Source organism: Devosia sp. Root413D1 (assembly GCF_001425235.1).
In the GTDB taxonomy this organism is placed as follows: Bacteria; Pseudomonadota; Alphaproteobacteria; order Rhizobiales; family Devosiaceae; genus Devosia_A.
The window spans coordinates 629,559-655,639 of sequence record NZ_LMEA01000011.1; the positions used below are offsets into that span (position 1 = coordinate 629,559).

Genomic DNA, 26,081 nt, shown 5'->3' on the forward strand with positions numbered 1-26,081 from the left:
AACGTCGATCAGTACGGCCCGTTGAGAGCCGCCTGATCAATGCCTGCCGCGGCCAGTTCGTTGCCGATCTCGGCACGCAGTTCGGGATCGCCCAGCCGCTGGCGAAGCACCGGCAGAATACCGAAGCGACGGAAGCGCGTCACCTCAAGCAACTGCGCAATCGACCGGTTGAGTGCATCTTCCGACTTCAGCCGGTATGCCGCCGTCACGGCGATGGCCGAAGCCAGCTCGGCATCGCCGACCGCCAGCGCCTCTGCCTGCAGCAGCGCCTCGGCATTGTTCCCCTCGCGCAGCGCGTTCACCGCAGCGGCCTCGTGGTACCAGTAGGGTGGCGTTACGGCCCGGCGCAGTGCATCGGCGGCCATGGCCTTCCCCTTCTCGGATTTGCCGCGCAGCGACAGCAGCCGCGCGTAGCCTGCATAGGCGTCGAGGTTCGAGGGGTTGAGCTGCAGCGCCGAGGTGAACGCCGCCTCGGCCTCGCCGAACCGGCCGACGGATTCGAGGAAGAAGGCATATTCGCGCCAGATCGGGCTCGAGGTCGGCGCCAGCGCCAGCGCCTCGTCGATCTGTCGCTCCGCCTCGGCAATCGGCTCGGGGTCACGCGCTGATGGCGGCTGCATGCGCAGCGTGCGGTCGAGCAGCAGCGTGCCGCTCATGGCCAGGCCTACCGCCGAGCCTGGCTGGCTGCGCAGCAGGCCACTGACGCAGGCACGGGCTCGCTCGCCATCGTCCAGCCTGGCGCTGCCGCGATAGCGGGTGAACAGCAGGCCGCAGAGGTAGTCGGTCTCGTTGCCGGCAAGATCGGTATTGGTGGCCAGCCACTGCATCGCATCGGTGTGCAGCGGCCCGTCGACCGCGCCCAGCTGGTCAGCAAAGCCCTGCGACAGCCGATCGATCGAGGTGGGAAACTCGGCCGTCGCCACCTTCTCGGTCATGCTCCATACCGCCGCATCAGAGCCAACACGCTTGAGGCTGGCGGTGACCTGCATTTCGGTGCCCTCGGTACGCGCGATGCCCGACAACTCGAAAGTTGCTGCTGTCGCCTGCGGCGCCGCCGGCCCGGTGCGCTGCAGGTAGACGGCATCGATGAACGGGAACAGCCCGAGGTCAGTCACCAATTCGACCGCGAGGCCGGCGACGCTGGCAGCAGGCGCCTGGGCCGCCACCGAGGTGAACTCGGTGACCGAAACCACAGGCGGCTGCGGCACCGCGATCCGCACCTGGCGCGGCGCCAGCACCTGCGTCAGCACCAGGGCGATGCCAAGCGCGACGAACACCAGCACCACCAGCAGCACGATGTCGTCGAGCCGCGCCAGCCACGACCTCTCAGCAGCGACCTGAGCAATCGGCGGCGTGAAACCGGTTACAGGTGATTCAGCCGCCGCCGGGGCCGGTTCGCCCGATGGAGTGCGAAATTCCGGGATGTAACGTCCCACCGGCAGGTAAAATATGACGGGTTCGGAGGCCCCTTCGCCGGCATAGTATTCTTCGAGCACCGCCCGCAGCCGCCGGGCCTGCACGCGCACGATCGGATCGTTCTGCGGATCGAAGCTCTGCGGCCGCCCGAATACGTCCACGGCGATCGAATAGGCCTTGATGCCAGCCTCGTTTCCATCGAGCCGTGCGCCGACTATGTAGTTGAGAAACTTGGCAAGTTGTGGCGAACGCGCCAGCCCGGGCCACTCCTGGATCCGCGCCAGGGCAGCCTCGACCTCCGCTCGGGGCGGCATTGTCTGCGACAACGGTTCGCCCACGCGAGTACCTCCCCCTGCGTATCTGGGCGATTTACATGTTAATCGCAAGCCTCGTTACGGCGTTGTTACATGCCTTTGCCTATGCGCACGGTCATCAAACCATCATATCCCGGCCTGTCGCTGCATAACGCAGTCGCCGCGAGCATGTCTTGTGGCGGTAAGGGGACGCAACGAAGCTCCCCCGGCGCTCCGTCGCCACCGACGGGTTACCGACTACGTATAGAGTTTTCGGCCATTGCCGCGGCGACGCGGCAAGAAGGAACCATTATGGACGCTATTGGTACCGGCCAGCCCTTTATGGCACTGGTCGACGACGACTCACATTCCGCCCGGCTGATGATCCGGATGCTGCTCGCCCATGGCGCGCCGTCCGTGAGCTGGCTCAACGGCGAAGCCTTGGCGACTGCCGAGATCCACCGGTTGCTCGAGGATGACCTCGCGACCATTCCGGGTCTGGTGATCGTCGATCTCAAAGCCTCGTCCAGTGCCACCCTGGACTTTATCGTGAAGCTCCGCGCCATGCGCGACGGCCATTCGCTGCTGATTGCCGCGATTGCCCCGACGCTCGACCGCGAGCCGCGAGAGGCCCTTATTTCCGCCGGCGCCGACGCGGTGTTCGAGCGGCACGCCGATATCAATTCCTACCGTCGCGAAGCGGCGGCCATCGTCAGTTTCTGGGTGCGCAATCAGCACCTCGATGCGGTTGGCACGTAATCACTGCGTCCACAGGTTACGTGCCGGGCGGGGAGCGCGTTGCATTGAGGCAGGCCACTGCCGATTGCATTCCCAAATGCGCTCTCCGTCTCTTCTATCCCTCGGAGCGTTTTCAGGAAAAGTTGCAGACTTTTCCGGTTCGAAAGCGCGACAAAATCTAGATGAGGCCAGTTGGTTCTCATGACTGAGCTACCGCCCGACCGCCGATATCCCTGCGGCGATCCGGGCGGTCCTGGGCCGGAGACCCCAAGCTCCGACCCAAACCGGCGGTCCGTCGCGTTCCCTCACGCGGCGGCCGCCATACGACGACGGAAAGACGGGGCGCGACCTCCTGACGCTGCCCCGCCTTCCCGTTTCTCGGGTCTCGCGCACCGGTTTCCGGTGTGTTCGGACCGTTCGGTGTGTAACCCAGTTGCGGCGGGCCACTGGGGCCAGCAGGCGAAGGCGCGGTTGCGGATACTTCTCCCACCGCAACCGCGCTTCCCCTGTACCTGGCGGTCTTCACCGCCCTCAGCCACCGACCGTCGGCCTTCCGAACCCGGTCGCGGTCTTGACCGTCTAGCCCGGATCACCGCACTCTCCGGCCTCCCCTCGGCGGTCTTGACCGCCTCGAACCACCGCGCTGTCGCGCGTGCTCAACCGGAGGCCATCCCATGCTCAGAATGTCGATGTTCGCGGCGGCCGTGCTGGGCCTTCTCGCCACCCCCGTGCTCGCTCAGGAAGCTGTCGATGGCGAGGAAGCAGTGGACAGCTTTGTGCTGCCGGCCTTCAACGGCATCGCAGTATCGCAGGCTCCGGAGGCCGGCCTCGGCGTCTGCTTCGGCCCGTTCGCGGCCGACGCCATGGATTGCGCCGTGGCCCAGTGCGTCCAGCAAAGCGGGCTCAGCCCCGAGGAGTGTTCACCCAACCTCTGGTGCTATCCGCACGGCTGGGTGGCCGATATCTTCATGCAGCACAACGAAGGCCCGCACTGGCACAAGTTCGTCTGCGACCAGCAGGATCAGGTGAGCCTCGAAGCCATCGTCAAGACCGAGTGCGCCAAGGATTTCCTCTTGAGCTGCGAGGTGGTCCGCATCTGGGACAACGAAGGCCAGCAGGTCTTCGGCGAAGGCGCCGACCCGCAGCTACCGCCGCCGCCCACGGCGATCGAGTAACAGCGCGACAGCTTGGCCGGCGCAAGCCAACCCCCACCCTGTCTCCCCCTGAAGTAGGGGGAGGGAGACGCTCGCACCTGCATCAGTGTTTTGGTCTCCCTCCCCTTTCTTAGGGGGAGGGGACAGGGGTGGGGGTCAGCCCGCACCGGCCTCTGTGCAAGCCCGCTAGTGCTTCGTCTTGCCCTTGTGCTCGGGCAAGCCCTTGCGCTTGGTCTCAGCGAACTCTTCGAGCTGGTTCTCGCTCATGGATTTGTACATCGACTTTGACGCGCCCTTCAGGTCTTTCACCTTGGTGTCGCCGCGCTTGGCGGAGAGCGCCGCGCCGGCGGCTTTCTGCTGGGCTTTCGAGGTTGCGGGCATAATGGAGCCTCCTTGCGTTGGGAAGACTCAACGATCCTTTTGCGGCTCCGTTCCCTCGCCGATCTTGTCGTTCTCGGCACTGACCACCCGGTGCGAGAAGGCGCGCATCGCGGCGAGGACGATCACCGCGAACACCGCCACCACGGCCGCGATCACATAATAGCCGAGCGCCGCGCAGACGCCGACCGCGCCCGCCAGCCACATCCCGGCGCCCGTGGTCAGCCCCTGCACGCTGCCGCGCTGCTGGAAGATCGCACCGGCGCCGAGAAAGGCGATGCCGGCGGTGACCGCTTCAATGGCGCGGATCGGGTCGGAATTGTTGCTGCCGCCCTCCACTGCCTCCTGGTAGATTTCGAACGCCAGCGTGGTGAACAACGCTGCGGCGAGCGCCACGAGGATATGGGTCCGCAACCCCGCCGTGCCGGCCTGCGAGCCGCGCTCCCAGCCAATCAATCCGCCCAGCACCGAGGCGATCAGCAGGCGGATGAGGATGATCTGGTGCGGGGTGTGAGTCGGCTCGTAGCCGAGGCTGGTGACGAGATCCATGTGTGGGGTCCTGTTGACGCTTCCCCTCAACGGCCAGCCCCCTCCCCGGTTCCCGTCAGCTCCTGTAGCTCTCACCGCCCTCGCGCATCAGCCGGCGTGGCCCGCTGCCCTCCTCGGCCAGGTGATCGCCGGAGTTCATCAGCGGGCAGCTGCTGGTGGACAGGCACCCGCAGCCGATGCAGCCATTGAGCTCGTCACGCATGCGCGTCATCAGCACGATTCTCCTGTCGAGCTTTTCGTGCCAGAGCTCTGACATCAAACGCCAATCTGCCGCCGAAGGGGTGTGGCCCACCGGCACGTGCCCCAGGGCCTCGGCCACTTCGGCGAGCGGGATGCCCAGTTCCGTGCCCATCCGGACGATGGCCAGCCGACGCAGCACGTCGCGATCGTAGCGCCGCTGGTTGCCGGAAGTGCGGTGGCTGCGGATCAGCCCCTTCTTTTCGTAGAAATGCAGGGCCGACACGGCAAAACCGCTGCGCTCGGACACCTGCCCCACAGAAAGTTCGCGCGACATCGCGATTTCCTCTTTACCTGAAGTTAGGTTGAGGTTGTAGCAGTGACCTCCCGATGCGGCCAGAGGCTGCGCGACAGTTAAGGCAGTGGTGGACGAGATGGCGGCGACGAAGAACGGTTGGGGCGAGATATTCAGCGGCGGCAACGCCTTGCCCGTGGTGGTGTTTGCCGGCGGCGTCGGCATGAACGCCATCGAAGTCTATATCGGCTCGACGCTGATGCCCTCAGTGGTGGCCGAAATCGGCGGGCTCGACCTGTTCGCCTGGGTGACGACGGTGTTCATCGTCGCCTCGATCGTCGCTTCGATCTTTGCGGCAGTGCGGCCGTTCGGGCTCGGCCCGCGGCAGAACTACCTGATCGCCGCCACCATGTTCGCGCTGGGCAGCCTGATCTGCGGGCTGGCGCCCTCGATGCCGATCCTGCTGCTCGGCCGCGCCCTGCAGGGCTTTGGCGGTGGTCTCCTCGCTGCGCTGACCTTCATGATGGTGCGGCTGGTGTTCCCCGAACACCTCTGGGCTCGCGCCTTTGCGCTCGCCTCGGGCATCTGGGGCATCGCCACATTGGTCGGTCCCTCGATCGGCGGCATCTTCGCCGAGCTCGGCATCTGGCGCTGGGCCTTCTTCATCCTCGTGCCGTTCGCGGCTCTGGTTGGCCTCCTCGCCGTCAAGGTGGTGCCGGCAAGGAGCAGCGAGGCCGGCATGACCAGTCTGCCGATCCGCCAGATCGGCCTGATGATCGTCGCCGTCCTGGCGCTCTCCACCGCCGGCGCGCTGTCGCACGATATCGTCGTCGCCGGCGGCCTGACCGCGCTCGCCATCCTGGCGCTGGTGGTGTTCGGGCTGATCGAGCGCAACGCCAGCCAGAAGCTGTTCCCCACCGGCACCTTCCGCTTCGGCACGCTCCTCGCCTCGCTGTTCGGCACCATGGTGCTGCTGCAGATGGCGATCACCAGCGACATCTTCATCCCGCTGTTCATGCAGACCCTGCACGGCCTCGGCCCGCTCACCGCCGGCTACATGGTGGCTTTGGTCGCCGTCGGCTGGAGCTCGAGCTCGATGCTCACCGCCGGCTGGACCGACGGCCGCGCCCGCATGATCATCGCGTTCGGCCCGGTACTGGTGCTGGTCTCCGCTGTCGGTCTGGCGCTGTTCGTCGGCCACCAGAACCCGACTTCGAGCCTCGGCTTCATCATCCCGATCGGGCTGTCGCTGCTGATCATGGGCGTCGGCATCGGCACCGCGTGGACGCAGCTCACCCCACGGGTGATGCAGGCGGCGCCCGATGGCGAGCATGACGTGACTTCGGCGGCGCTGAGCACCATCCAGCTCTTCGCCTCGGGCCTGGGCGCGGCTTTGGGCGGGCTGATCGTCAACCTCGCCGGCCTCGCATCGGCGAACCCGACCCCGATCGCCGCGGCCAACTGGCTCTATGGCCTCTTCATCATCGTCGCGATCCTGGTGGTGCCGATCGGCTTCAGCATCGCCCGGACCGAGGCCCGCCTCCCCGCAGCGGCACAGCCGGCGGAATAGCGAACTTGCCGCCGGGCTCAGGCCCCGCGGCATCCCGACTGGCCGAGGGCGCGATGCTGCCTGCGCTCCCGGTCGGACTCGCGGTGTCGGCGATCATCGCGCTGGGCGTGATCGACCGACACCGCGAAAATTTTTGACGGGTCATGGCAAGTCGCAAACTGCCGCTCACCCTGACCCTCCCCAGAGGGGAGAGGGGACGCATTTTGCGCTGCCGGTGCCTCATCGCCCCCTCTCCCCTCTGGGGAGAGGGTCGGGGTGAGGGGCAGCCCCCCTTCCGTCGAGGCCTGAAGCCCCCCTAAACCGTCTTCAACCAGCCCCCATCGACGAAATACGTCGACCCCGTCGAGTAACTCGCCTTCTCCGAGCACAGGAACACGAAGAAGTTCGCCATCTCCTCCGGGGTGGCGAAGCGCTTCATGCCGCCGGCTTCGTCGGCGACGCTTTGCAGGTGCGCTTCAAAGCCGTCCTCCCCGGCCAGTTGCTTGGCCGTCTTCACCCAGTCGGGCGTCCGCACCAGCCCCGGGTTCACCGTGTTGACGCGGATATTGTCGCCCACCACCTCGTTGGCGAGGGTCTTGGAAAACATCATCAGCGCTGCCTTGGTGGTGTTGTAGATCGGCTCGTACCACAAGGGCTGCACCGCACAGATCGAGGCATTGTGGAGGATGGCGCCACCGCCCCGTGCCTTCATCTGCGGCACCAGCCCGCGGCCCAGCCGCACCGCGGCCATCACATGCAGATCCCAGTAATATTGCCACTTGGCGTCGTCGGCCTCGGCAATGGTCTCGTTCGAGCCGGTGCCGGCATTGTTGACGAGGATATCGGCGCCGCCGAGCTGGGCTGCCGCCGTCACCACCTTGGCGCAGCCCTCGGCGGTGGCGACATCGGCCGCCACCCCATGCGCCTCGACATGGTACTTCGCCCCGATGCGCGACGCCTCGGCATGCAGCCGCTCCGAGCCGCGCGCCGTGATCAGCACATTTGCGCCCTCAGCCGCAAAGCCCTCGGCCACCGCGAGGCCGATGCCGACACTGCCGCCGGTGATGACGGCGAGTTTGGATTTCAGACCGAGGTCCATGTGTTTCCCCCATTCAAGATAGAAAAGACCCCTCACCCGCCGGTGCGCGGCGACCTCTCCCTCGGGGCGCTACCGCGTCCCCCAAGGGAGAGGTGAACGTGAGGCACCATCGTGCCGCAACCGCCACCTCTCCCTTTGGGGGAGAGGTCGGAGCGCATCAGTGCTCCGGCTGAGGGGGCCTTTCTCCGAGCCCTAAGCGTCCATCAAAATCTGCAGCTTCACATCCGTCGGCCGCGCTTCCACCGCCCGGTCGAACGCCTTGATCGAATCCTCGAAGCTGAACGTCGCCGAGATCAGTGGCTTCAGATCCACCCGCCCCGAGGCCATCAGCGCGATGGCGCGCTCGTACTGGTGGGCGTAGCGGAACACCGAGGCGATGGTGATTTCCTTCACCGACAGCGAGGCGATGTCGAAATCGATCGGCTCGACCGGCAGCCCGACCACGACGATCGTGCCGCCGGGACGGGCCACGTCGACGATACCCTTCCAGGCGCGCGGGCTGCCGGAACACTCGAACACCACGTCGGCGCCCCAGTTCTCGGTGAGCCGGTTGACCTCGTCGAGCAGGTTCTTGTCCTTGATATTGACCGGGATGATGCCCTGGTACTGTCCGGCAATATCGAGCTTGGGCTGCGCCAGGTCGGTGATGATCACCCGCGAGCAGCCGCCGGCCAGCGCCGCCAGGGCGACCATTGTGCCGATCGGGCCGGCGCCCATGACGATGGCGGTATCGCCCGGAGTGATCTTCGCCTTGGTCGCCGCCTGCATGCCGACGGCGAACGGCTCGACCATCGCGCCCTCGGCGAAGCTGACATTGTCGGGCAGCTTGAAGGTATAGTTGGCCGGATGCACCACGAACGGCGTCAGCACGCCATGGATCGGCGGCGTCGCCCAGAAGGTCACCGCCGGATCGATATTGTACATCCCCAGCCGCGACGCCTTGGAATTCGGGTCGGGGACCCCCGGCTCCATGCAGACCCGATCGCCCACCTTGAGGTTGCTGACCCCTGCCCCGACTTCGACCACCGTGCCGGCCGCTTCGTGCCCCAGCACCATCGGCGCGTTGACCACGAACGGCCCGATCCGGCCATGGGTGTAGTAGTGCACGTCGGAGCCGCAGACGCCCACGGTGTGGAGCTTGATTTTGACTTCGCCGGGGCCGACCTCGGTGGGGAGCTCGATGTCGCGGAGTTTCAGTTCGTGCTGCTTTTCGAGCACGAGTGCACGCATTTTCGTCATTGGACCTGTGAGGCTTCCTCGCCGACTTTGTAGTGGTGCGTCGGGCCGGTGGCGCCTTCGACCGGGGGCTTCATCGCCCCGGTCATGATCGCCACCGCGTCCGACATCGAAAATTGCTTGGGGTTGATGATCGCGATGCGCTTGCCGAGCCGGTGGATGTGGATGCGGTCAGCGACCTCGAACACGTGCGGCATGTTGTGCGAGATGAGGACGATCGGCAAGCCGCGCTTTTTGACGTCGAGCATCAATTCGAGCACGCGCCGGCTCTCCTTGACGCCGAGCGCCGCGGTGGGCTCGTCCATGATCACCACGCGCGAGCCGAACGCCGCGGCGCGCGCCACTGCCACGCCCTGGCGCTGGCCGCCGGAGAGCGTTTCGACCGACTGGTTGATGTTCTGGATGGTGAGCAGGCCCAGTTCGCTCAGCTTGTCGCGGGCAATCCTCGCCATCTTCGTCCGGTCGAGCCGCCGGAACAGCGATCCGGTCCAGCCGGGTTTTCTCAGCTCGCGGCCAAGGAACATGTTGTCGGCGATCGACAGCGCCGGGCTGAGCGCCAGGTTCTGGTAGACGGTCTCGATGCCCGAGTTGCGGGCGTCCATCGGCGATTTGAAATGCACCGGCTGGCCATCGAGCAGGATCTCGCCGCTATCGGGGATCACGGCGCCGCACAGCGCCTTGATCAGTGTCGATTTGCCGGCGCCGTTATCGCCGATCACCGCCAGGATCTCATTGCGGCGGAGGTCGAAATCGGCGTTGTCGAGCGCCACCACCCGGCCATAGCGCTTGTTGAGGCCTCTGCCCTCGAGCACGATATCCCCGGCATTGCCCGTCGGCAGGCTCATATTGGTCAATTCGCTCATGCCGAGATCTTCCTGATCCACTGGTCGATGGTGACGGCAACGATAATCAGCACGCCAACCGCGAAATCCTGCCACAGCAGGGCAAGGCCGGAGAGCGCCAGGCCGTTGCGGAACACCCCCACGATCAGCGCGCCGAACAGCGTGCCGACAATCGAGCCGCGCCCACCGAACAGGCTGGTGCCGCCGATCACCACGGCGGTGATCGAGTCGAGATTGGCGGTCTGCCCGGCCTGCGGGCTGACGCCGCCGATGCGGCCGATCAGCACCCAGGCCGCGATGGCGCAGATGAGACCCGCCAGCGCATAGACGGCCAGCAGCACGCGATTGGTGTTGATACCGGAGAGGCGCGCCGCGTCGGGGTCGTCGCCGGTGGCATAGACATGCCGGCCGAAGGCGGTACGCCCGAGGATGTAGCTGAGGACGATGGCGAGGACGATCATCAGTACCGAGCCATAGGTGACCACCCAGCCGCGCAGCCATGGCAGGTCGAGCCCGAAGAACAGCCCGATATCGTGGAGCTTGAACAGTTTCCCCAGCCAGAGCAGGAACGGCGCTGCCGCTTCCATGTCCTGCGAGCGGATAGTCTCGCTGTTCGAATAGAAGGTGTTGAGCGCCCCGAAAATGCTCCAGGTGCCGAGCGTCACGATGAACGGTGGCAGCCTCAGCATCGTGACCAGCAGCCCGTTGAGGTAGCCGCAGGCGAGGCCGGCGAGGAGGCCGAGCGGAAAGGCGATCCAGACCGGCACGCCGAAATAGACAGCCGTGCGGCCCATCACCACCGAGCAGAGGATCATGATCAGGCCGACGCTGAGGTCGATGCCCGCCGTGAGGATTACCAGCGTCTGCGCCATGCCCAGAATGGCGACAATGGTCACCTGCTGCAGCACCACCGAAAGGTTGAGCGGCGAGAGGAACTTGCCGGGGGCGGCGATGGCGAAGATCACGCTGCTGACCAGCAGCACGATCAGCGGGATCAAGGTGGGGTATTCGTGCAGTATCCCCTGGATGGTCCGGATGATGCCCTTGCGGTCTTCCTCGAAGGCCGCAACTTCGGTCGCTCCCCCCTTCAGACCAGTTTCAGCCGTTGCCGAGCCGGCGGCGTCGTCGCTCATCGTGTCCCCTCTCCCCTAAGGACAAGTTGTCGGAACCGTCGGTTCCCGCGCCGGCGACAAACGCCGGTGCGGGAACCCGTTGCTTCAAACCAGGCCGATCAGCCCCAGCAAAGCTCGGCGCCCTTGGTGGTGTCGATCGACTCGACGCCTGCCACCGGCTTGTCGGTCACCAGTGTCGCGCCGGTGTCGAGGAAGCCCATATTCGGGTCGATCGCCGGAATGGTGCCGCTGACGATCGCGTCGAGAGCCATCGAGGCCATCTTCAACGGATATTGCTGGCTGGTGGCGCCGATCACGCCCGACTTGACGTTGGCGACGCCCGGGCAGCCGCCGTCGACCGAGACGATCAGCACTGAGCCGTCATCCTTGCCAACTGCCTTGAGCGCCTCGTAAGCGCCCGCTGCCGCCGGTTCGTTGATGGTGTAGACGACGTTGACGTTCGGGCACTTCTGCAGCGCGTTCTCCATCGCGGTACGACCCTTTTCCTGGTCGCCCTGGCTGATTTCGTGCGTGCAGATGCGCGCGTCGTCCTCGTCGCCGTACTTGTTGGGGTCCTTCACGTCGATGCCGAAGCCGGCCATGAAGCCCTGGTCGCGCAGGTAGTCGACAGTCGGCTGGTTGGTGGCGAGGTCGAGCGCCACGATCACTGCATCTTTGGCCTTGTCGCCCAGCGTTCCGGCGGCCCATTGGCCGATCAGCATGCCGGCCTTACGGTTGTCGGTGGCGAACGTCGCGTCGGCGGCGTCCATCGGATCGAGCGGAGTATCGAGCACGATCACCTTGAGACCGGCGTCACGCGCCTTCTGGATGGTCGGCACGATGGCCTTCGAATCCGAGGGCACGATGGCGAAGCCCTTGGAGCCTGCCGAGATCTGGTTCTCGATGCAGGCGACCTGCCCGTCATTGTCGCCGTCGAACTTGCCCGCGCAGGCGATAAGCTTCACTCCAAGCTCCTTGGCCTTGGCCTCGGCGCCTTCACGCATCTTGACGAAGAACGGGTTGGTCTCGGTCTTGGTGATCAGGCCAACGGTAACGTCCTGAGCCAGCGCGGCGCCGCTCATCAGGCCGCCGGCGACGACAGCGCTGGCAAGCGCCAGCTTCAGATAGCTAAGTCCCATGTAGTCCTCCCAAGAGTTCGATAATTGTCATTCCGGTCCACCGGCGTTTCGCCGCTCCTCAGGACCGTTGGATCAGGGTCGTCGAGCCGCCTCCGCGAGACGCTCCTCCCCGAACCGGAGGCGATATTCAGCGCAACCTTTGCGGCCTGTCAATAAATTAATCCACTTGATTTATTAATTGACAGAGGGGGTATGAGGGATAATCCTTTCGTTCGGGAGGGGGTGAGAACCCCATGTAATCGATTGCCGTTTCGGCTCCGGCGTGGCTTTTGTGCGCACGACGGAGAACGGACGAATTGTCAACAAATGCAGTTGCGAGGTCGGGAGTCGTGGTCACCGGGCCGACAAGCAGGGAAGCCGCCCGCAAGCCTGGCGCCGCCAGTCGCGGCACCAATCAGACCGGCGTACGGCTCTACAACGAGCGCCTGGTGCTGTCGCTGATCCGTCGCCACGGCGACCTGCCCAAGGCCGACATCGCGCGCATGACCGGGCTCTCGCCGCAGACCATTTCGATCATCACCAATGCGCTGGAAGCCGACGGGCTGCTGCTGCGTGGCAAGCCGCTGCGCGGCAAGGTGGGCCAGCCGCTGGTGCCCTATTCGCTGAACCCCGAGGGGGCGCTGAGTTTCGGGTTGAAGATCGGCCGGCGCAGCGTCGATCTCTACCTGATCAACTTCACCGGCCAGATCCTCAAGCTCCTGCACAAGACCTACCCCTACCCTACCCCCGACAGCGTTCGCCAGTTCGCCCGCGCCGGCATCGACGAACTGCTCAGCGGGCTGCCGGCGGCGCTGACCGCCCGCATCGCCGGCCTCGGCATCGCCGCCCCCTACGAGATGTGGACCTGGCACGAGGAGATCGGCGCGCCCAAGCCCGAGATCGATGCCTGGCGACAGGTCGATGTGCGCGCCATGATGGCCGAGATCTGTCCCTGGCCGGTGTATTTCGCCAACGACATCACCGCGGCCTGCGCCGCCGAACTGATGTTCGGCAGCGGCGCCGACCACATCGACTACCTCTATGTCTTCATCGGCTCGTTCATCGGTGGCGGCCTGGTGCTGAACGGGCATCTGTTCCCCGGGCGCACCCAGAATGCCGGAGCGCTCGGCTCGATGCCGGCGCCCGACCCGGGGCACGTCGTGCCGCCGGGACGCACCCCACAACTGATGAACGTCGCCTCGATCTACGTGCTGGAGCGCGAGCTGCTGGCCATCGGCCGCAACCCCGAGATCCTCTGGCAATCGCCCGATGATTGGGGCGACGACCTGGGCGAGGCGCTGGACCGCTGGATCGACGAGGTGGCCGAAAGCCTTGCCTATTCGATCGTCGCCGCCATCGCGGTGATCGACGTCGAAACCGTGCTGATCGATGGCGCCTTCCCCACCCATGTGCGCAGCCGTATCATCGCCCGCACCGAGGCGGCCGTGGGCCGGATCAACCGGCAGGGCCTGTCGCCGTTCCGCCTGCTGCCGGGCAGCATCGGCAATGCGGCGCGCGCCATGGGCGGCGCCTCGCTGCCCTTGCTCGCCAACTTCACCCAGGATCGTGAAGTGCTGTTCAAGGACAATGCTTGAAATAGCGAAGCCGGCGGTGACTTGATCCGATCAAATCTCGCCGCGACGTCAAACGGGTAACGAGTTCGAAAAGCTTGCCGGGCACAGTGACATAGTCCCTGCCCCGCAAGACCCGATGCTCAATACTCGTCGCGCCAAGTTCAGACGCACATTCTCGATGCTGGTGCTGGCCGCGTTCGTCGTGGTTTTCGCCATTGCCGCGACGCTGCTGGGCGGCTTCCTCTTGTGGTCGGCCGCCGAGATCGACGACAACGCCGTCAGCCGCCAGGCGCAGCGCGTCATCCACGCCGTACAGGCGCAGCGCACCTTCACGCCCCGCGAACAGCAGAGCGTTGCGATCTGGGACGACGCGGTGCTCGCCGCGCGCGACCACGACGAAAACTGGCTCGAGAGCAATATCGGCAAGTGGATGTTCGAGTATTTCGGGCACGACGAGAGCTATGTGCTCGCCCCGGACGACGCTCCGATCTATGCCGCGATCGATGGGCGGACCCGTGGCACCGCCAGCTTCGACAGCCGGCGCGCCGCGTTGCAGCCGCTGGTCGACGACCTGCGAAAACTCACTGCCGCCGGCTACCTGGATGTGCCGCCGCATGTCGCCGACTACGTACTGGTCGATGGCCGCCCGGCCATCGCCAGCGTCATGCCGCTGGTCTCCGATTCCGGCAACCTGGCGCAGTCGGCCGGTCGCGAGGCGGTTCTCGTCACCATCGTCAGGCTCGACATCGATTTCGAGCTCAGGATGATCGACCGCTACATGACCGAGGTGGGCCGCTTCACCACCGTCACCTCTGCGGCCGCCGATATCGAGGCCTTCCCGGTCACCAATCGTGCCGGCCGGATCGTCGCCTTCTTCGAATGGCTGCCCTATCGGCCGGGCCAGGAGCTGCTGCAGCGCACCGCGCCGGTGCTGATCCTGGCCTTCGTCTTCGTCTCGCTCCTGGTCTCGCTGCTGCTCTATCGGCTGCGGCGGGCGCTCAGGGCCCTCGAGTTCAAGCGCATCGACGCCGAACGGCAGGCCACCGAGGACGCACTGACCGGGCTGCCCAACCGGTTGAGCTTCGACCGCCAGTTCAACGGCCGGCTCGACGCCATCAAGCTGCGCGATCCGCCGACGGCGCTGCTGATGCTCGACCTCGACCGCTTCAAGCAGGTCAACGATACGCTGGGGCATCATGCCGGCGACGAGCTGATCCGCGCCGTGGCCGACCGCCTGCGTGCCGTACTCGGCCCCACCGACGTGCTGGCGCGGCTGGGCGGCGACGAGTTCGCCATTCTCCACACCTGCTATGCCGGCACGGTCGAGGTCGCGGCGCTGGCGCAGCGCATCGTCGACACCATCGCCAAACCGTTCCGGGTGCAGGGCAGCGACGCCTTTGTCGGGGTTTCGATCGGCATCGTGGTGGCCACATCAGGCCAGCGCGACAGCCACGAGCTGAGCCGTAAAGCCGACATTGCGCTCTACGAAGCCAAATCCGCCGGGCGCAACCGTGCCGCCTTCTACGAGGAGGCGATGGACGAGCAGGTGCAGAACCGGCACGTCATCGAAGCCGAATTGCGCGAGGCGCTGAGCAACCCCGGTCAGCTCTGGGTGGCGTTCCAGCCGCTCTGCGGCGATGCCGAGGAGATCGTCGGCGCCGAGGCCTTGCTGCGCTGGACCCATCCGCAGATCGGCATGATCCCGCCGTCGCGCTTCATCGCCATTGCCGAGAGCACCGGGCTGATCGAGCAGTTGGGCGAGTTCGTGCTGCGCCGCGCCGCCGAGTTCGGCGCGCGCTGGCCCGGCCGCACCATTGCGGTCAATATCTCGCCGGCGCAACTGCGTAACCCGACCTTTGCCGAGCGCGTCTTGACGCTGCTGGCCGAAACCGGCATGCGGCCGGCCGATCTCGAGATCGAGATCACCGAGGGCATCCTGCTCGACGACGAGTCGACTGCCGCCAACACCATCCGCAGCTTCCGCACCGCGGGGATCCGCATCGCGCTCGACGATTTCGGCACCGGCTATTCCTCGCTCAGCTATTTGAAGCGCTATCCGGTCGATCGCATCAAGATCGACCGCTCCTTCATCGCCCAGTTGTCGACCGCCAATGCGTCGGACGCCATCGTCCAGGCCATGGTGACGCTGGCCCATGCGCTGGATATCGAGGTCACCGCCGAGGGCGTCGAGACCGAGGAGCAGTTCCGGGCCCTCATCCGCATGGGCTGCAACACCTTTCAGGGCTACCTGTTCTCCCAGCCGCTGACCCTCGACGACATCGACGCCCGCTTCGCCGAGCCGTTGCCAAGGGTGGCTTGAGCGGGCAGCGGGCTGGGGACCACGGGCAGCGCCACACCGCCCCCTCGCCCCTCTGGGGAGAGGGGCGCCAAGCGCTCGGAACCAAGCCTCCTGCGCATCGTAACCGCTCAGTCGGTGCGCTTGGCTACCCCTCACCCTAACCCTCTCCCCAGAGGGGAGAGGGGACGCGAAGCCCCCTACCCCGCCGCCTCCAGCACTGCCGCCAGCCGTACCTCGCGCTGGCGGACGCCGTTTGTGCCGTCGCCGCCCGCGGCCCAGAGCTCGGCCAGCCGTCCCTTGTCGAACAGCGCGTAGAGACATGGTGCCACATAGCTTGCCCGGCTGATCGCCGGCGTGTTCTGCAGGAACGCCGCGACCTGCTTCGTCACCTCGGCCATCTGGCGCTTTCGCGCCGTCACCGATTCCCCCGGCTCCAGCTTGGCCAGGGCTTCCGCCGCCATGGCGCTGGCATGGAGGGTGCGAAAATCCTTGGCCGTCACCGTCACGCCCGCCACCTCGCGCAGGTAGCGGTTGAGGTCGTCGGTGCGCAGCGCCTTCGGCTTGCCGTCCTCGTCGCGATACATCAGCAGCCGGCGCCCGGGGATCGACTTCACCTTGTCGATCGCCGCCGCGAGCCGTGCATCGGCGAAACTGTAGCTCGCCCTCTTGCCGCTCTTGGCCGGAAACCTCACCTGCACCTCGTCGCCCGCGACAACCACGTCGCGGCTGTAGAGCGTGCCGGCGCCGCGCGTGCCGTGCGCATCGAGATAGCGTTCGCGCCCGACCCGCATCGCCGTGCGGTCGATCAGCGCCACGCCGAGCCCCAGGGCCAGTTGCTTGCTGCCCGCCTCGGCCTCGAGGTCGTCGCGCACCCGTCGTCGGATGCGCGGCAAGGCCGCAGTCAACAACCCGAGTTGTTCGTGCTTGTGTCTAAGCCGGCGGGCTTCCCAGTCCGGGTGATAGATATATTGCAGCCGCCCCGCGGCATCGGTGCCACAGGCTTGGATATGGGCGCGCGGGTCAGCGGCAATCCGCACCTCGGTCCAGGCCGGCGGGATGGCGAGGCTACGAGCCCGTTCACGAATCTCTTCCTCACGGATCAGCTCGCCGTTCTCGTCGACATAGCCGAAGGTGCGGCCGTGCCGGCGTCGGCGTATCGTCAGCTCGTCGCGGCTGACCCGCTTCAGCCTAACCACCCTCGCTCACACCCCCGTCGTGGTGTTGGGCGGCGGGGCCATGGCATAGAACACCAGGTAGATCAGGCCGAAGGCGAGGATGATGCCGAGCACCGACCAGATCAGCACCCGGAGATTCATCAGCCGCCCGCTCCCTTGGCGAACTTCGTTCGTCGACTTCTCGGCATCATAGGTTCGCATGGCGCTACTCGCTTGCAGAAGAATGTGAAAACCAACGCCCCCGGCGCCGAGCAGTTCCGTCCCCACTTGACCGTGACCGGCTGAACGAAGACGTTGGGACATGCAGATCACGGCCGCGTCATGACCATTTCACCAGAGCTCCTCACCCGCATGATCAAGGCGGGGGCCGGCGAGGTTCCGGCCGATGTGGTGATCAAGAACGTCCGCCTCCTGGACGTCATCTCCGGTTCGGTCACCCACACCGACATCGCCATCGTCGCCGACCGCATCGTCGGCACCTACGGCTACTACAACGGCAAGACGCTGATCGAGGGCGAGAACCGCTTCGCCGTGCCCGGCTTCATCGATACGCACCTGCACATCGAATCTTCGCTGGTGACTCCGTTCGAGTTCGATCGCTGCGTGCTGCCGCACGGCGTCACCACGGTGATCTGCGATCCGCACGAGATCGCCAACGTGCTCGGCGCCGATGGCATCCGCTATTTCCTCGAGTGCGCCGAGCGCACCGTGATGGATATCCGGGTCAACCTCAGCTCCTGCGTGCCGGCAACGCCGCACGAAACCTCAGGGGCGCGACTCGAGATCGCCGACCTCGAGAAGTTCCGCCACCACCGCCAGGTCATCGGCCTCGCCGAGATGATGAACTATCCGGGAGTCCTCGCGGCCGATCCGGGGATCATCGCCAAGCTCGTGGCGTTCCAGGGTGAGCATATCGATGGCCACGCCCCGCTGGTCACCGACCTCGCGCTCAACGGCTACCTCGCCGCCGGCATCCGCACCGACCACGAGTCGACCACCGCCGTGGAGGCGCGCGAGAAGCTCAGCAAAGGCATGGCGATCCTGATCCGCGAGGGCTCGGTCTCGAAGGACCTCGAGGCCCTGGCCGAAATCCTCGATGCCAATACCTCGGCCTATGTCGCGCTCTGCACCGATGATCGCAACCCGCTCGATACGCTCGAAGAAGGCCATCTCGATTCCTCGATCCGCCGGCTGATCGGCCGCGGCCGACCGCTGCATCACGTCTATCGCGCTGCCTCGCATTCGGCCGCCCGCATCTTCGGACTGAAAGATCGCGGCCTCGTCGCCCCCGGCTATCGCGCCGATATCGCGCTGCTCGACGATCTCGAGGGCTGCCAGGTCGCCGAGGTGATCACCGCTGGGCGGCTGGTGCGACCCGAGCTGTTCGAGGCCCGCCAGCCGGTGCCGCCGGTCGGCCTCGCCTCGATGAAGGCGCAGCGGGTCGGCCCCTCGACCTTCATCGTGCCGCCCAACCCGCGGCAGAACGAAACCCCGGTGATCGCGGTGCGGCCGGGGCTGATCCTCACCTATCGCGAGACGGCGACGCTGGAAGTCTCCGACAAGGGCACCCTGCCCGACATCGAGAACGACGTGATCAAGATCGGCGTGATCGAACGGCACGGCATCAACGGCAACGTGGCGCTGAGCTTCACCAAGGGGTTCGGGCTGAAGCGCGGCGCCATTGCCTCGTCGGTCGGCCACGACAGCCACAACATCACCGTCGTCGGCGCCGATGACGAAGACATGGCCGTGGCGGTCAACCGGCTGATCGAGCTGGGCGGCGGTTTCGCCGTCGCCGATGGCGGCCGCGTCACCGCCGAGCTGGCGCTGCCGATTGCCGGGCTGATGAGTCTCCTCAGCTTCGAGACCGTTGCCGATAAGCTGCATCACCTGCGCCAGGCCGCCTACGACCTCGGCTGCACCCTGCCCGAGCCGTTCCTGCAGGTGGCCTTCCTCGCCCTGCCGGTGATCCCGCATCTGAAGATGACCGACCGGGGGCTGTTCGACGTGGACAAGTTCGACTTCGTCAAATGAGCTTTGCCAGCCGGTTTCTTGCCGACCTCTATAAGCTCCCGAGGCGCAAATGCGGCATCGTCCGCACCCGCAACATCCGGGTGCCGATGTATGACGGCGTGGCGCTGGCGACCGAGCATTTCGCGCCCAAGCTGCCCGGCAAGCACCCCACCATCCTGATGCGCGAGCCCTATGGGCTCTCCGGCTTTGCCACCATCGGCGAAGTCTATGCCGAGCGCGGCTTCCATGTCGTGCTGCAGGCCTGCCGCGGCACCGACAAGTCAGAAGGCGAGTTCGACCCGTTCGGGCACGAGCGCGACGACGGGCTCGCCACCATCGACTGGATCAAGGCGCAGCCCTGGTTCGATGGCCGCCTCGGCACCTCTGGCCCGAGCTATCTCGGCTATGCGCAATGGGCGATCTGCGACGCGCTGCCCAAACAATCCGCCATGGCGATCAAGGTCACCAGCGCCGAATTCCGCTCCATCGTCTTTCCTGGCGGCGGGTTGGCGGTCGGGCTGTGGCTGAGCTGGATCCAGACGGTCGAGGGCCTCCGCGGTAACCCGATGCGCACCGCGCAGCGCATGTTCACCGGCGGCATCGAACGCACCACGCTCCGCGCCACCATGAAGCTGCCGTTGCGCGATGCCGATAAGCGCGTCACCGGCCGCGAGGTGCCGTTCTGGCGCCGCTGGATGGACGAGGCGATCGGCAACGACGCCTTCTGGCAGCCGCTCGACCACACCCACCGCATCGGAGCCCGCACCCCGCCGGTGAGCTTCACCTCGGGCTGGTACGATTTCATGCTCGACCAACTGCTGCGCGATTACGCGACGCTCGTCGATGCCGGCCACACCCCGCAGCTGACGGTTGGCCCCTGGTTCCACGTCAGCCCCGACCTGCAGATGGAGAGCGTCAAGCAGACGCTCGAGTGGATGAACGCCAAGCTGCTCGGCGATGCCACGAGCCTCCGCGCCAAGCCGGTGCGGCTCTACATTTCCGGGCTCGGCGAATGGCGCGAGTTCGACAGCTACCCGCCGGTGCAGGCGGACAACCAGATCTGGCACATCCACCCCGAAAAAGTGCTGTCGCAGCGCCCGGTCCGCGCCTCGGCGCCCGATACCTACACCTATGATCCCGCCCATCCGACCCCGTCGGTCGGCGGCGCCATGTTCGCCTTCAACGGCGCCGGGCCGGTCGACAATGCGCCGCTCGAAAAGCGCGACGACGTGCTGGTCTATACCTCCGAGCCGCTGTTCAACCCCATCACCATCCTCGGCCAGGTGCGCATCGCGCTCCATGCGCGCTCGACCCTCCCCAACACCGATTTCTTCGTGCGGCTCTGCGATGTCGACGAAAAGGGCCTGTCGACCAATATCTGCGACGGCATCATCCGCAAGACCTCGGCCGATCCGGCAGTCGCCGACGATATCTGGAAGCTGAACTTCCGCATGCACGCCACCACCCACCGCTTCAACCGCAACCACCGGCTGCGCGTCATCGTCGCCAGCGGCGCCCACCCTCGCTACGCCCGCAACACCGGCACCGACGAGACGCTCGGCGAAGCCTCACATCTGGCTTCGGCCGATATCGAAATCTTCCACGATCCGGCGCATCCGAGCGCCATTCATCTGCCGGTGGTGGAGCTGGATCGGGTTTAGGTCGCTAAGGCCCGCAGTCAGACCCCTCGCCCCTGAGGGGAGAGGGTAGTGGAGCTAGGACCGAAGGTCCGTGGCGGAACTTGGGTGAGGGGTTCAGCTTTTCAGAGAGCGCTTGTTGAGCCGCTTCACCCCTCAACCGGCGCTTCGCGCCACCTTCTCCCCTGAGGGGAGAAGGGAAGTGGGTTCAACCACCAAACTCCCCACACCCACCGGCTGTCATCCCAGCGAAAGCTGGGACCCAACTCGCCGCAGCGCAAGTGGATGAATGGGTCCCAGCTTTCGCTGGGATGACACCGAGTGTGATGAAACGGCGGTGGGCCATCAGCCTCTTCTCAGAGGTAGAGGTAGCCGAAACTACACCCCCGCCTTAACCCGCTCCCGCGCCGCATGGAGGATCGGCTCGGTATACCCCGACGGCTGCACCGCGCCCTCGAGCGCCAGATCCAGCGCCGCCTGATAGGCTATCGACGTGCCAAAATGCCCAGCCATCGGCTGGTACAGCGGGTCGCCGGCGTTCTGGCCATCGACCACCGCTGCCATCTTCTCGAACGAGGCGCGCACCTCGGCTTCGCTGACCAGCCCGTGCTTCAGCCAGTTGGCCACGGCCTGCGAGGAGATGCGGCAGGTGGCGCGGTCCTCCATCAGCCCGACATTGTTGATATCGGGCACCTTGGAGCAGCCGACCCCCTGGTCGACCCAACGCACCACATAGCCCAGAATGCCCTGCGCATTATTGTCGAGCTCGCGCAGCACCGCCGCCTTGTCGAGCGTCGACTTGTCCAGCACCGGCATCGAGAACAACTCGCCAAGGCCGGGTGTCGCCTGGTTGTGCCGGCGCTTCTGCGCCTCGAACACATCGATCTGGTGGTAGTGCAGCGCATGCAGCGTCGCCGCGGTCGGCGACGGCACCCAGGCGGTGTTGGCGCCGGCATTGGGGTGCGCGGCCTTACTCGCCAGCATCGCCGCCATGTCGTCGGGCCGCGCCCACATGCCCTTGCCGATCTGCGCCTTGCCGGAGAAGCCGGCGGCAAGCCCGATCAGCACGTTGCGATCCTCATAGGACTGGATCCACTTCTCGGCCTTGACGTCGTCCTTGCGGAGAACGGGGCCAGCCAGCATCGAGGTGTGGATCTCATCGCCGGTGCGATCGAGGAAGCCGGTATTGATGAAGAACACCCGCTTGCGGGCGGCATGGATGGCGGCCTTGAGGTTAGCCGAGGTGCGGCGCTCCTCGTCCATGATGCCGATCTTGATGGTCTCGGGCTTCAGCCCCAACACCTTCTCGACCGCACCGAATATCTCGCAGGCGAAGGCGACCTCGTCCGGCCCGTGCATCTTGGGCTTCACCACATAGATGGCGCCGGTGGTCGAGTTGACCTTGTCCGAGAGCGCGCAGAGCGCGGTGATCGCCGCATCCATCAGCCCTTCGCCGATCGGCTGTCCCTGAGGGTCGAGCACGGCTTTGGTGGTCATCAGGTGCCCGACATTGCGCACCAGCAGCAGCGCCCTGCCCTTCAGCGTGAGCGGCTGGCCGCTGACATCCTTGTACTGCCGGTCGGCATTGAGCTTGCGGGTGAGCGGTTTGCCGCCCTTTTCGAAGGTCTCGCTCAGCGTACCGTTCATCAGCCCGAGCCAGTTGCGATAGACCCCGACCTTGTCCTCGGCATCCACCGCCGCCACCGAATCCTCGCAGTCCTGGATGGTGGTCAGCGCAGACTCGACGATCAGGTCGCTCAGGCCCGCCTTGTGCGTCGCCCCGATCGGGCTCTTGGGATCGATAATCAGGATGACGTGCAGGCCATGGTGGCGCAGCACCAGCTCGCCGCGCTCCTGCGTCCCGCCATAGCCGACGAATTGCGCGGGGTCTTTGAGGTTCACACGGCCGGCCGCGGTATCGACGACGAACACGCGACGCTCGCCGTCCTTGACCACATGATAGCCGGTGACGTCGCGATGGCTGGCCGAAGCCAGCGGGAATGAGGCATCGAGGAACTCGGCCGCCCGCGCCACCACCGCTGCAGCACGCGCCGGGTTCAGCCCCTTACCGGGCGCCAGCTCGCCCTCGCGCGAGATCGCATCGGTGCCGTAGAGCGCGTCATAGAGGCTGCCCCAGCGGGCATTGGCGGCGTTCAGCGCATAGCGCGCGTTCGACACCGGCACCACCAGTTGCGGGCCGCAGATCGAGGAAATCTCCGGGTCGAGCCCGCTGGTCTCGATGGTGAAATCGACCGGTTCGGCAACGAGGTAGCCGATCTGCTTGAGGAACGCCTGGTATTTCGCCGGGTCAGCGCCAACCGGCCCGTTGGCCTTGTGCCAGTCATCAACCTCGGTCTGGATCCGGTCGCGGATCGCCAAGAGCTCGCGGTTGCGCGGCGCGAAATCCCGCACCAACCCGGCGAGGCCGCTCCAGAACTGCTCGGCCGATACGGCGGTGCCTGGAATGGCTTCCTGCTCGACGAAATCCACCAGCAGCCGATCGACCTTCAGGCCGGATTTCTCGATGTAGTCAGCCATGTCAGTTCCTTCGTTCATTCCCCGCGCAGGCGGGAACCAGTGGGATATACCGCCGCGCCAGCGCGCGTCGACCCCCACCCCTGTCCCCTCCCCGCAAGGGGGAGGGAGACCAAAACACTGACGCCGGTGTGAGCGTCTCCCTCCCCCTTGCGGGGAGGGGACAGGGGTGAGGGTCAGCTCGCGCCGTTGTAACCGTCATGCCCACCGCAGCACCCCAGCGCAATCCCCCAAACAGCGCAATCGCCGTCACCTTCGGATCAGGCGGCGAGTGCCGATTTCATCGGCTTGCCCATCACGTAGGTTTCGACCACTGCCCGGTCGTCGCCGCAGGTCTGCAGGAGGAACAGCTCCTGCTCGAGCGAGCCACAGGTCTCCATGCGGAGCGCCATCTGCGGCGTGGCGCTGGAGTTGAGCACCACGATATCGGCCTCTTTCCCCGGCTCGAGCGAGCCGATGCGGCCCTCGAGGCTCATCGCCCGGGCATTGCCCAGCGTCATGTGGAAGAACGAGCGGAACGGGGTCAGGCGCTGGCCGCGCAGCTGCATCACCTTATAGCCTTCGTCCATGGTGCGGAGCATCGAGTAAGAGCTGCCGCCGCCGACATCGGTGGCGGTCGCGATGCGCACGCCACGCTCATGCTGGCGCTCATAGTCGAACAGGCCCGAGCCGATGAACAGGTTCGAGGTCGGGCAGAACACCGCCACCGAACGGGTCTCGGAAATCACCTCGGTTTCGCGATGGCTGAGATGGATGCAGTGGCCGAGCAGCGTCTTGGGGCCGAGCAGGTGGAACTTCTCGTAGATGCCGACATAGTCGCCATAGTTCGGGTAGAGCTCGTTGGCATAGGCGATCTCGGCGAGGTTTTCCGAGACATGCGTCTGGATGTGGAGGTCCGGAAACTCCCGCGCCAGCGCCTCGGCCATCGCCATCTGCTCATGCGTCGAGGTGATGGCGAAGCGCGGCGTGATGGCATAGTGCGCCCTGCCCCGCCCATGCCATTTGGCGATGCCGGCCTTGGTGTCGTCGTAGCCGGACTGCGGCGTATCGAGCAGGCCCGGCGGCGCATTGCGATCCATCATCACCTTGCCGCCCACCATCAGCATGTTGCGCTTTTCGGCCTCGCCGAAAAACGCATCGACCGATTGCGGGTGCACCGAGCAATAGGCCGCCGCCGTGGTGGTGCCGTGCCGGACCAGCTCGTCGAAGAACCGTGAGGCGATGCGGGTCGCATGCACTTCGTCGCCGAAGCGTTGTTCCTCGACGAAGGTGTAGGTGTTGAGCCACTCGAGCAGCGCCGCCGCATAGGCGCCGATCACCTGCATCTGCGGGAAATGGATATGCGGGTCGATGAACCCGGGCAGGATCAGGTTCGGACGGTGATCGATGATCTCGATCTTGGCGTCGGACCATGGAGGAGGCTGGTCGTCTCGCCACTCGTCCACCATCAGGATCTTGCCACTATGGGCATCAACGACCACGAAGCCATTCTCGATATAGCGATAGCTGCCGTGGTCATCTCGTCCTTGCGGCTCACTGACAAAGGTCAGCACGCGGCCGCGCAGGATGCGGAAGCCTACCTCGTCAGATGGGATAATCACTGCCCGTCCCCGCGGAACCACGCCACCAGCAACGCCCGCTCGTCGTCGGTCATGTCGGTGACGTTGCCCGGCGGCATGGCGTGCGAATAGCCGGCCTGGATCGCCACCTGTTCGGCGTGGTTGGCGATGGCAATGTCATTGTCGAGAATGACGTTCTTGGGCGCCTCGGCAATGCCCTCCCACACCGGCTCGGCGGTGTGGCACATGCTGCAGCGGCCCTGCACCACCTCGGACGCCGCCTTGAAATGCGGCGACTGCATCAAGAGCGTTGCCTGCGGCGACGCCACGGTCTCGGCCCCGGTCGGCAGCTTCGGCCCGCTCGACAGCCAGGCGCAGAGGAGGAAAATCACGATCACCAGCGGCCACACCCAGGTCGGGTTGCCTTTGCGGCCATGCCTGGTGTTGAAGAAGTGCCGGATCAGCACGCCCTCGAGGAAGATCAGCGAGGCGATCAGCCAGTTCCACGGCGTGGCGAAGGCCAGCGGGTAATGGCTCGACAGCATGAAGAAGATCACCGGCAGGGTGAGGTAATTATTGTGCAGCGAGCGCTGCTTGGCGATCTTGCCATACTTGGCGTCGGGCACCCGCCCGGCCTTGAGATCCGCCACCACGATCTTCTGGTTGGGGATGATGATCATCGCGACGTTGGCCGCCATGATGGTCGCGGTGAAGGCGCCCATGTGCAGCATGGCGGCGCGGCCGGTGAACACCTGCGTATAGGCCCAGCTCATCGCGGTGAGGATGGCGAACAGCACCACCATCAGCCCGCCGGTCGAGTTGCCGATCGGCGATTTGCAGAGCATGTCGTAGAGCACCCAGCCGAGGACGATCGAGCCGAGCGAAATCAGGATCGCCTGCCAGGCCTGCAGATCCAGCACATGCCGGTCGACGAGGAACAGGTCGGCGCCAAAATAATAGACGACGACCAGCAGCATGAACCCGGAAATCCAGGTGAAATAGCTCTCCCACTTGAACCAGGTCAGGTGCTCGGGGAGGAAATCCGGCGCCACCAGGTACTTCTGGATGTGGTAGAAGCCGCCGCCATGCACCTGCCACTCCTCGCCATGCGCCAGGGGCGGCAGGCTCGGGGTCTTCCGCAACCCCAGGTCCAGCGCGATGAAGTAGAAGCTGGAGCCGATCCAGGCGATGGCGGTGATCACATGCGTCCAGCGCACCGCGAAACTCAGCCATTCCCAGAAGATTGCGTAGTCGGTCATCGTTGGTCGTCCTTCGCTTCGCTCGGCCGCGCGACTGACGTCGCGGGACCCCTCATCCGGCCTTCGGCCACCTT

General features: G+C 65.7%; 21 protein-coding genes. 7 read left to right on the plus strand and 14 right to left on the minus strand.

Annotated elements, in window-relative coordinates:
- Positions 1 to 8 precede the first annotated feature (8 nt).
- Positions 9 to 1,754 (minus strand): tetratricopeptide repeat protein, encoded by a 1,746-nt coding sequence (locus ASC89_RS20470; protein WP_156384698.1) that lies wholly within the window; start codon positions 1,752 to 1,754, stop codon positions 9 to 11.
- Between the two features lie 297 nt (positions 1,755 to 2,051).
- Between ASC89_RS20470 and ASC89_RS20475 the strand changes: the two genes are divergently transcribed.
- Together ASC89_RS20475 and ASC89_RS20480 are read left to right on the plus strand one after the other, a co-directional pair.
- Positions 2,052 to 2,468 (plus strand): response regulator, encoded by a 417-nt coding sequence (locus ASC89_RS20475; RefSeq protein ID WP_056001242.1) that lies wholly within the window; start codon positions 2,052 to 2,054, stop codon positions 2,466 to 2,468.
- Positions 2,469 to 3,121: 653 nt separating this feature from the next.
- The gene (locus tag ASC89_RS20480) at positions 3,122 to 3,622 is read left to right on the plus strand and encodes a hypothetical protein (RefSeq protein WP_156384699.1); all 501 of its coding nucleotides are present in this window, start codon (positions 3,122 to 3,124) and stop codon (positions 3,620 to 3,622) included.
- Positions 3,623 to 3,787: 165 nt separating this feature from the next.
- Here the strand turns inward: ASC89_RS20480 and ASC89_RS20485 are convergent, their stop codons facing one another.
- Genes ASC89_RS20485 through soxR form a run of 3 tightly spaced genes read right to left on the minus strand, consistent with a single transcriptional unit; the run spans position 3,788 to position 5,048 of the window.
- Positions 3,788 to 3,982 (minus strand): DUF3008 family protein, encoded by a 195-nt coding sequence (locus ASC89_RS20485; protein WP_056001248.1) that lies wholly within the window; start codon positions 3,980 to 3,982, stop codon positions 3,788 to 3,790.
- Positions 3,983 to 4,009: 27 nt separating this feature from the next.
- On the minus strand, positions 4,010 to 4,528 hold the full coding sequence (locus ASC89_RS20490; protein ID WP_056001250.1) for an MgtC/SapB family protein: 519 nt from the start codon (positions 4,526 to 4,528) through the stop codon (positions 4,010 to 4,012).
- Between the two features lie 55 nt (positions 4,529 to 4,583).
- Positions 4,584 to 5,048, minus strand: a complete 465-nt coding sequence (soxR, locus tag ASC89_RS20495) for a redox-sensitive transcriptional activator SoxR (protein ID WP_056001968.1) — start codon at positions 5,046 to 5,048, stop codon at positions 4,584 to 4,586.
- A 175-nt stretch (positions 5,049 to 5,223) separates the two neighbouring features.
- On the opposite strand from soxR, the gene ASC89_RS20500 reads away from it, so the two are divergent.
- Positions 5,224 to 6,570: an MFS transporter gene (locus tag ASC89_RS20500; protein ID WP_056001254.1), complete on the plus strand. Its 1,347-nt coding sequence runs from the start codon at positions 5,224 to 5,226 to the stop codon at positions 6,568 to 6,570.
- A gap of 295 nt (positions 6,571 to 6,865) precedes the next feature.
- On the opposite strand, the gene ASC89_RS20505 is transcribed toward ASC89_RS20500, so the two are convergent.
- The 5 genes from ASC89_RS20505 to ASC89_RS20525 all read right to left on the minus strand — a co-directional run bounded on the left by ASC89_RS20505 (position 6,866) and on the right by ASC89_RS20525 (position 11,962).
- On the minus strand, positions 6,866 to 7,648 hold the full coding sequence (locus tag ASC89_RS20505; protein WP_056001258.1) for an SDR family NAD(P)-dependent oxidoreductase: 783 nt from the start codon (positions 7,646 to 7,648) through the stop codon (positions 6,866 to 6,868).
- 192 nt (positions 7,649 to 7,840) lie between these two features.
- The gene (locus ASC89_RS20510) at positions 7,841 to 8,887 is read right to left on the minus strand and encodes an NAD(P)-dependent alcohol dehydrogenase (protein ID WP_055880857.1); all 1,047 of its coding nucleotides are present in this window, start codon (positions 8,885 to 8,887) and stop codon (positions 7,841 to 7,843) included.
- Entirely contained in the window at positions 8,884 to 9,747 is an 864-nt protein-coding gene (locus ASC89_RS20515; RefSeq protein WP_082533496.1) for an ATP-binding cassette domain-containing protein, read from the minus strand. The genes ASC89_RS20510 and ASC89_RS20515 overlap by 4 nt, the downstream gene beginning before the upstream one ends.
- Positions 9,744 to 10,859 (minus strand): ABC transporter permease, encoded by a 1,116-nt coding sequence (locus ASC89_RS20520; protein WP_056001261.1) that lies wholly within the window; start codon positions 10,857 to 10,859, stop codon positions 9,744 to 9,746. The genes ASC89_RS20515 and ASC89_RS20520 overlap by 4 nt, the downstream gene beginning before the upstream one ends.
- A gap of 98 nt (positions 10,860 to 10,957) precedes the next feature.
- Positions 10,958 to 11,962: a substrate-binding domain-containing protein gene (locus tag ASC89_RS20525; protein WP_407065080.1), complete on the minus strand. Its 1,005-nt coding sequence runs from the start codon at positions 11,960 to 11,962 to the stop codon at positions 10,958 to 10,960.
- Positions 11,963 to 12,306: 344 nt separating this feature from the next.
- Between ASC89_RS20525 and ASC89_RS20530 the strand changes: the two genes are divergently transcribed.
- Both ASC89_RS20530 and ASC89_RS20535 read left to right on the plus strand, forming a co-directional pair.
- Positions 12,307 to 13,551 (plus strand): ROK family transcriptional regulator, encoded by a 1,245-nt coding sequence (locus ASC89_RS20530; RefSeq protein ID WP_056001264.1) that lies wholly within the window; start codon positions 12,307 to 12,309, stop codon positions 13,549 to 13,551.
- Positions 13,552 to 13,666: 115 nt separating this feature from the next.
- The gene (locus tag ASC89_RS20535; protein WP_082533497.1) at positions 13,667 to 15,850 is read left to right on the plus strand and encodes a bifunctional diguanylate cyclase/phosphodiesterase; all 2,184 of its coding nucleotides are present in this window, start codon (positions 13,667 to 13,669) and stop codon (positions 15,848 to 15,850) included.
- Positions 15,851 to 16,026: 176 nt separating this feature from the next.
- On the opposite strand, the gene ASC89_RS20540 is transcribed toward ASC89_RS20535, so the two are convergent.
- Both ASC89_RS20540 and ASC89_RS28535 read right to left on the minus strand, forming a co-directional pair.
- Positions 16,027 to 17,025 (minus strand): DNA topoisomerase IB, encoded by a 999-nt coding sequence (locus ASC89_RS20540; protein WP_056001267.1) that lies wholly within the window; start codon positions 17,023 to 17,025, stop codon positions 16,027 to 16,029.
- A gap of 6 nt (positions 17,026 to 17,031) precedes the next feature.
- Positions 17,032 to 17,205: a hypothetical protein gene (locus ASC89_RS28535; protein ID WP_156384700.1), complete on the minus strand. Its 174-nt coding sequence runs from the start codon at positions 17,203 to 17,205 to the stop codon at positions 17,032 to 17,034.
- A 120-nt stretch (positions 17,206 to 17,325) separates the two neighbouring features.
- On the opposite strand from ASC89_RS28535, the gene ade reads away from it, so the two are divergent.
- Both ade and ASC89_RS20550 read left to right on the plus strand, forming a co-directional pair.
- Positions 17,326 to 19,038, plus strand: coding sequence for an adenine deaminase (gene ade / locus ASC89_RS20545; RefSeq protein WP_056001270.1), 1,713 nt, complete (start codon positions 17,326 to 17,328; stop codon positions 19,036 to 19,038).
- Complete coding sequence (locus ASC89_RS20550; protein WP_056001273.1) at positions 19,035 to 20,678, plus strand: CocE/NonD family hydrolase; 1,644 nt, start codon at positions 19,035 to 19,037, stop codon at positions 20,676 to 20,678. Before ade ends, ASC89_RS20550 begins: the two co-directional genes overlap by 4 nt.
- Before the next feature lie 354 nt (positions 20,679 to 21,032).
- On the opposite strand, the gene ASC89_RS20555 is transcribed toward ASC89_RS20550, so the two are convergent.
- The 3 genes from ASC89_RS20555 to ASC89_RS20565 all read right to left on the minus strand — a co-directional run bounded on the left by ASC89_RS20555 (position 21,033) and on the right by ASC89_RS20565 (position 26,007).
- Positions 21,033 to 23,192 (minus strand): malate synthase G, encoded by a 2,160-nt coding sequence (locus ASC89_RS20555; RefSeq protein ID WP_056001276.1) that lies wholly within the window; start codon positions 23,190 to 23,192, stop codon positions 21,033 to 21,035.
- Between the two features lie 257 nt (positions 23,193 to 23,449).
- Positions 23,450 to 24,784: a guanine deaminase gene (gene guaD, locus ASC89_RS20560; protein WP_156384731.1), complete on the minus strand. Its 1,335-nt coding sequence runs from the start codon at positions 24,782 to 24,784 to the stop codon at positions 23,450 to 23,452.
- A 2-nt stretch (positions 24,785 to 24,786) separates the two neighbouring features.
- Positions 24,787 to 26,007, minus strand: a complete 1,221-nt coding sequence (locus ASC89_RS20565; RefSeq protein WP_056001279.1) for a urate hydroxylase PuuD — start codon at positions 26,005 to 26,007, stop codon at positions 24,787 to 24,789.
- Between the last annotated feature and the right edge of the window lie 74 nt (positions 26,008 to 26,081).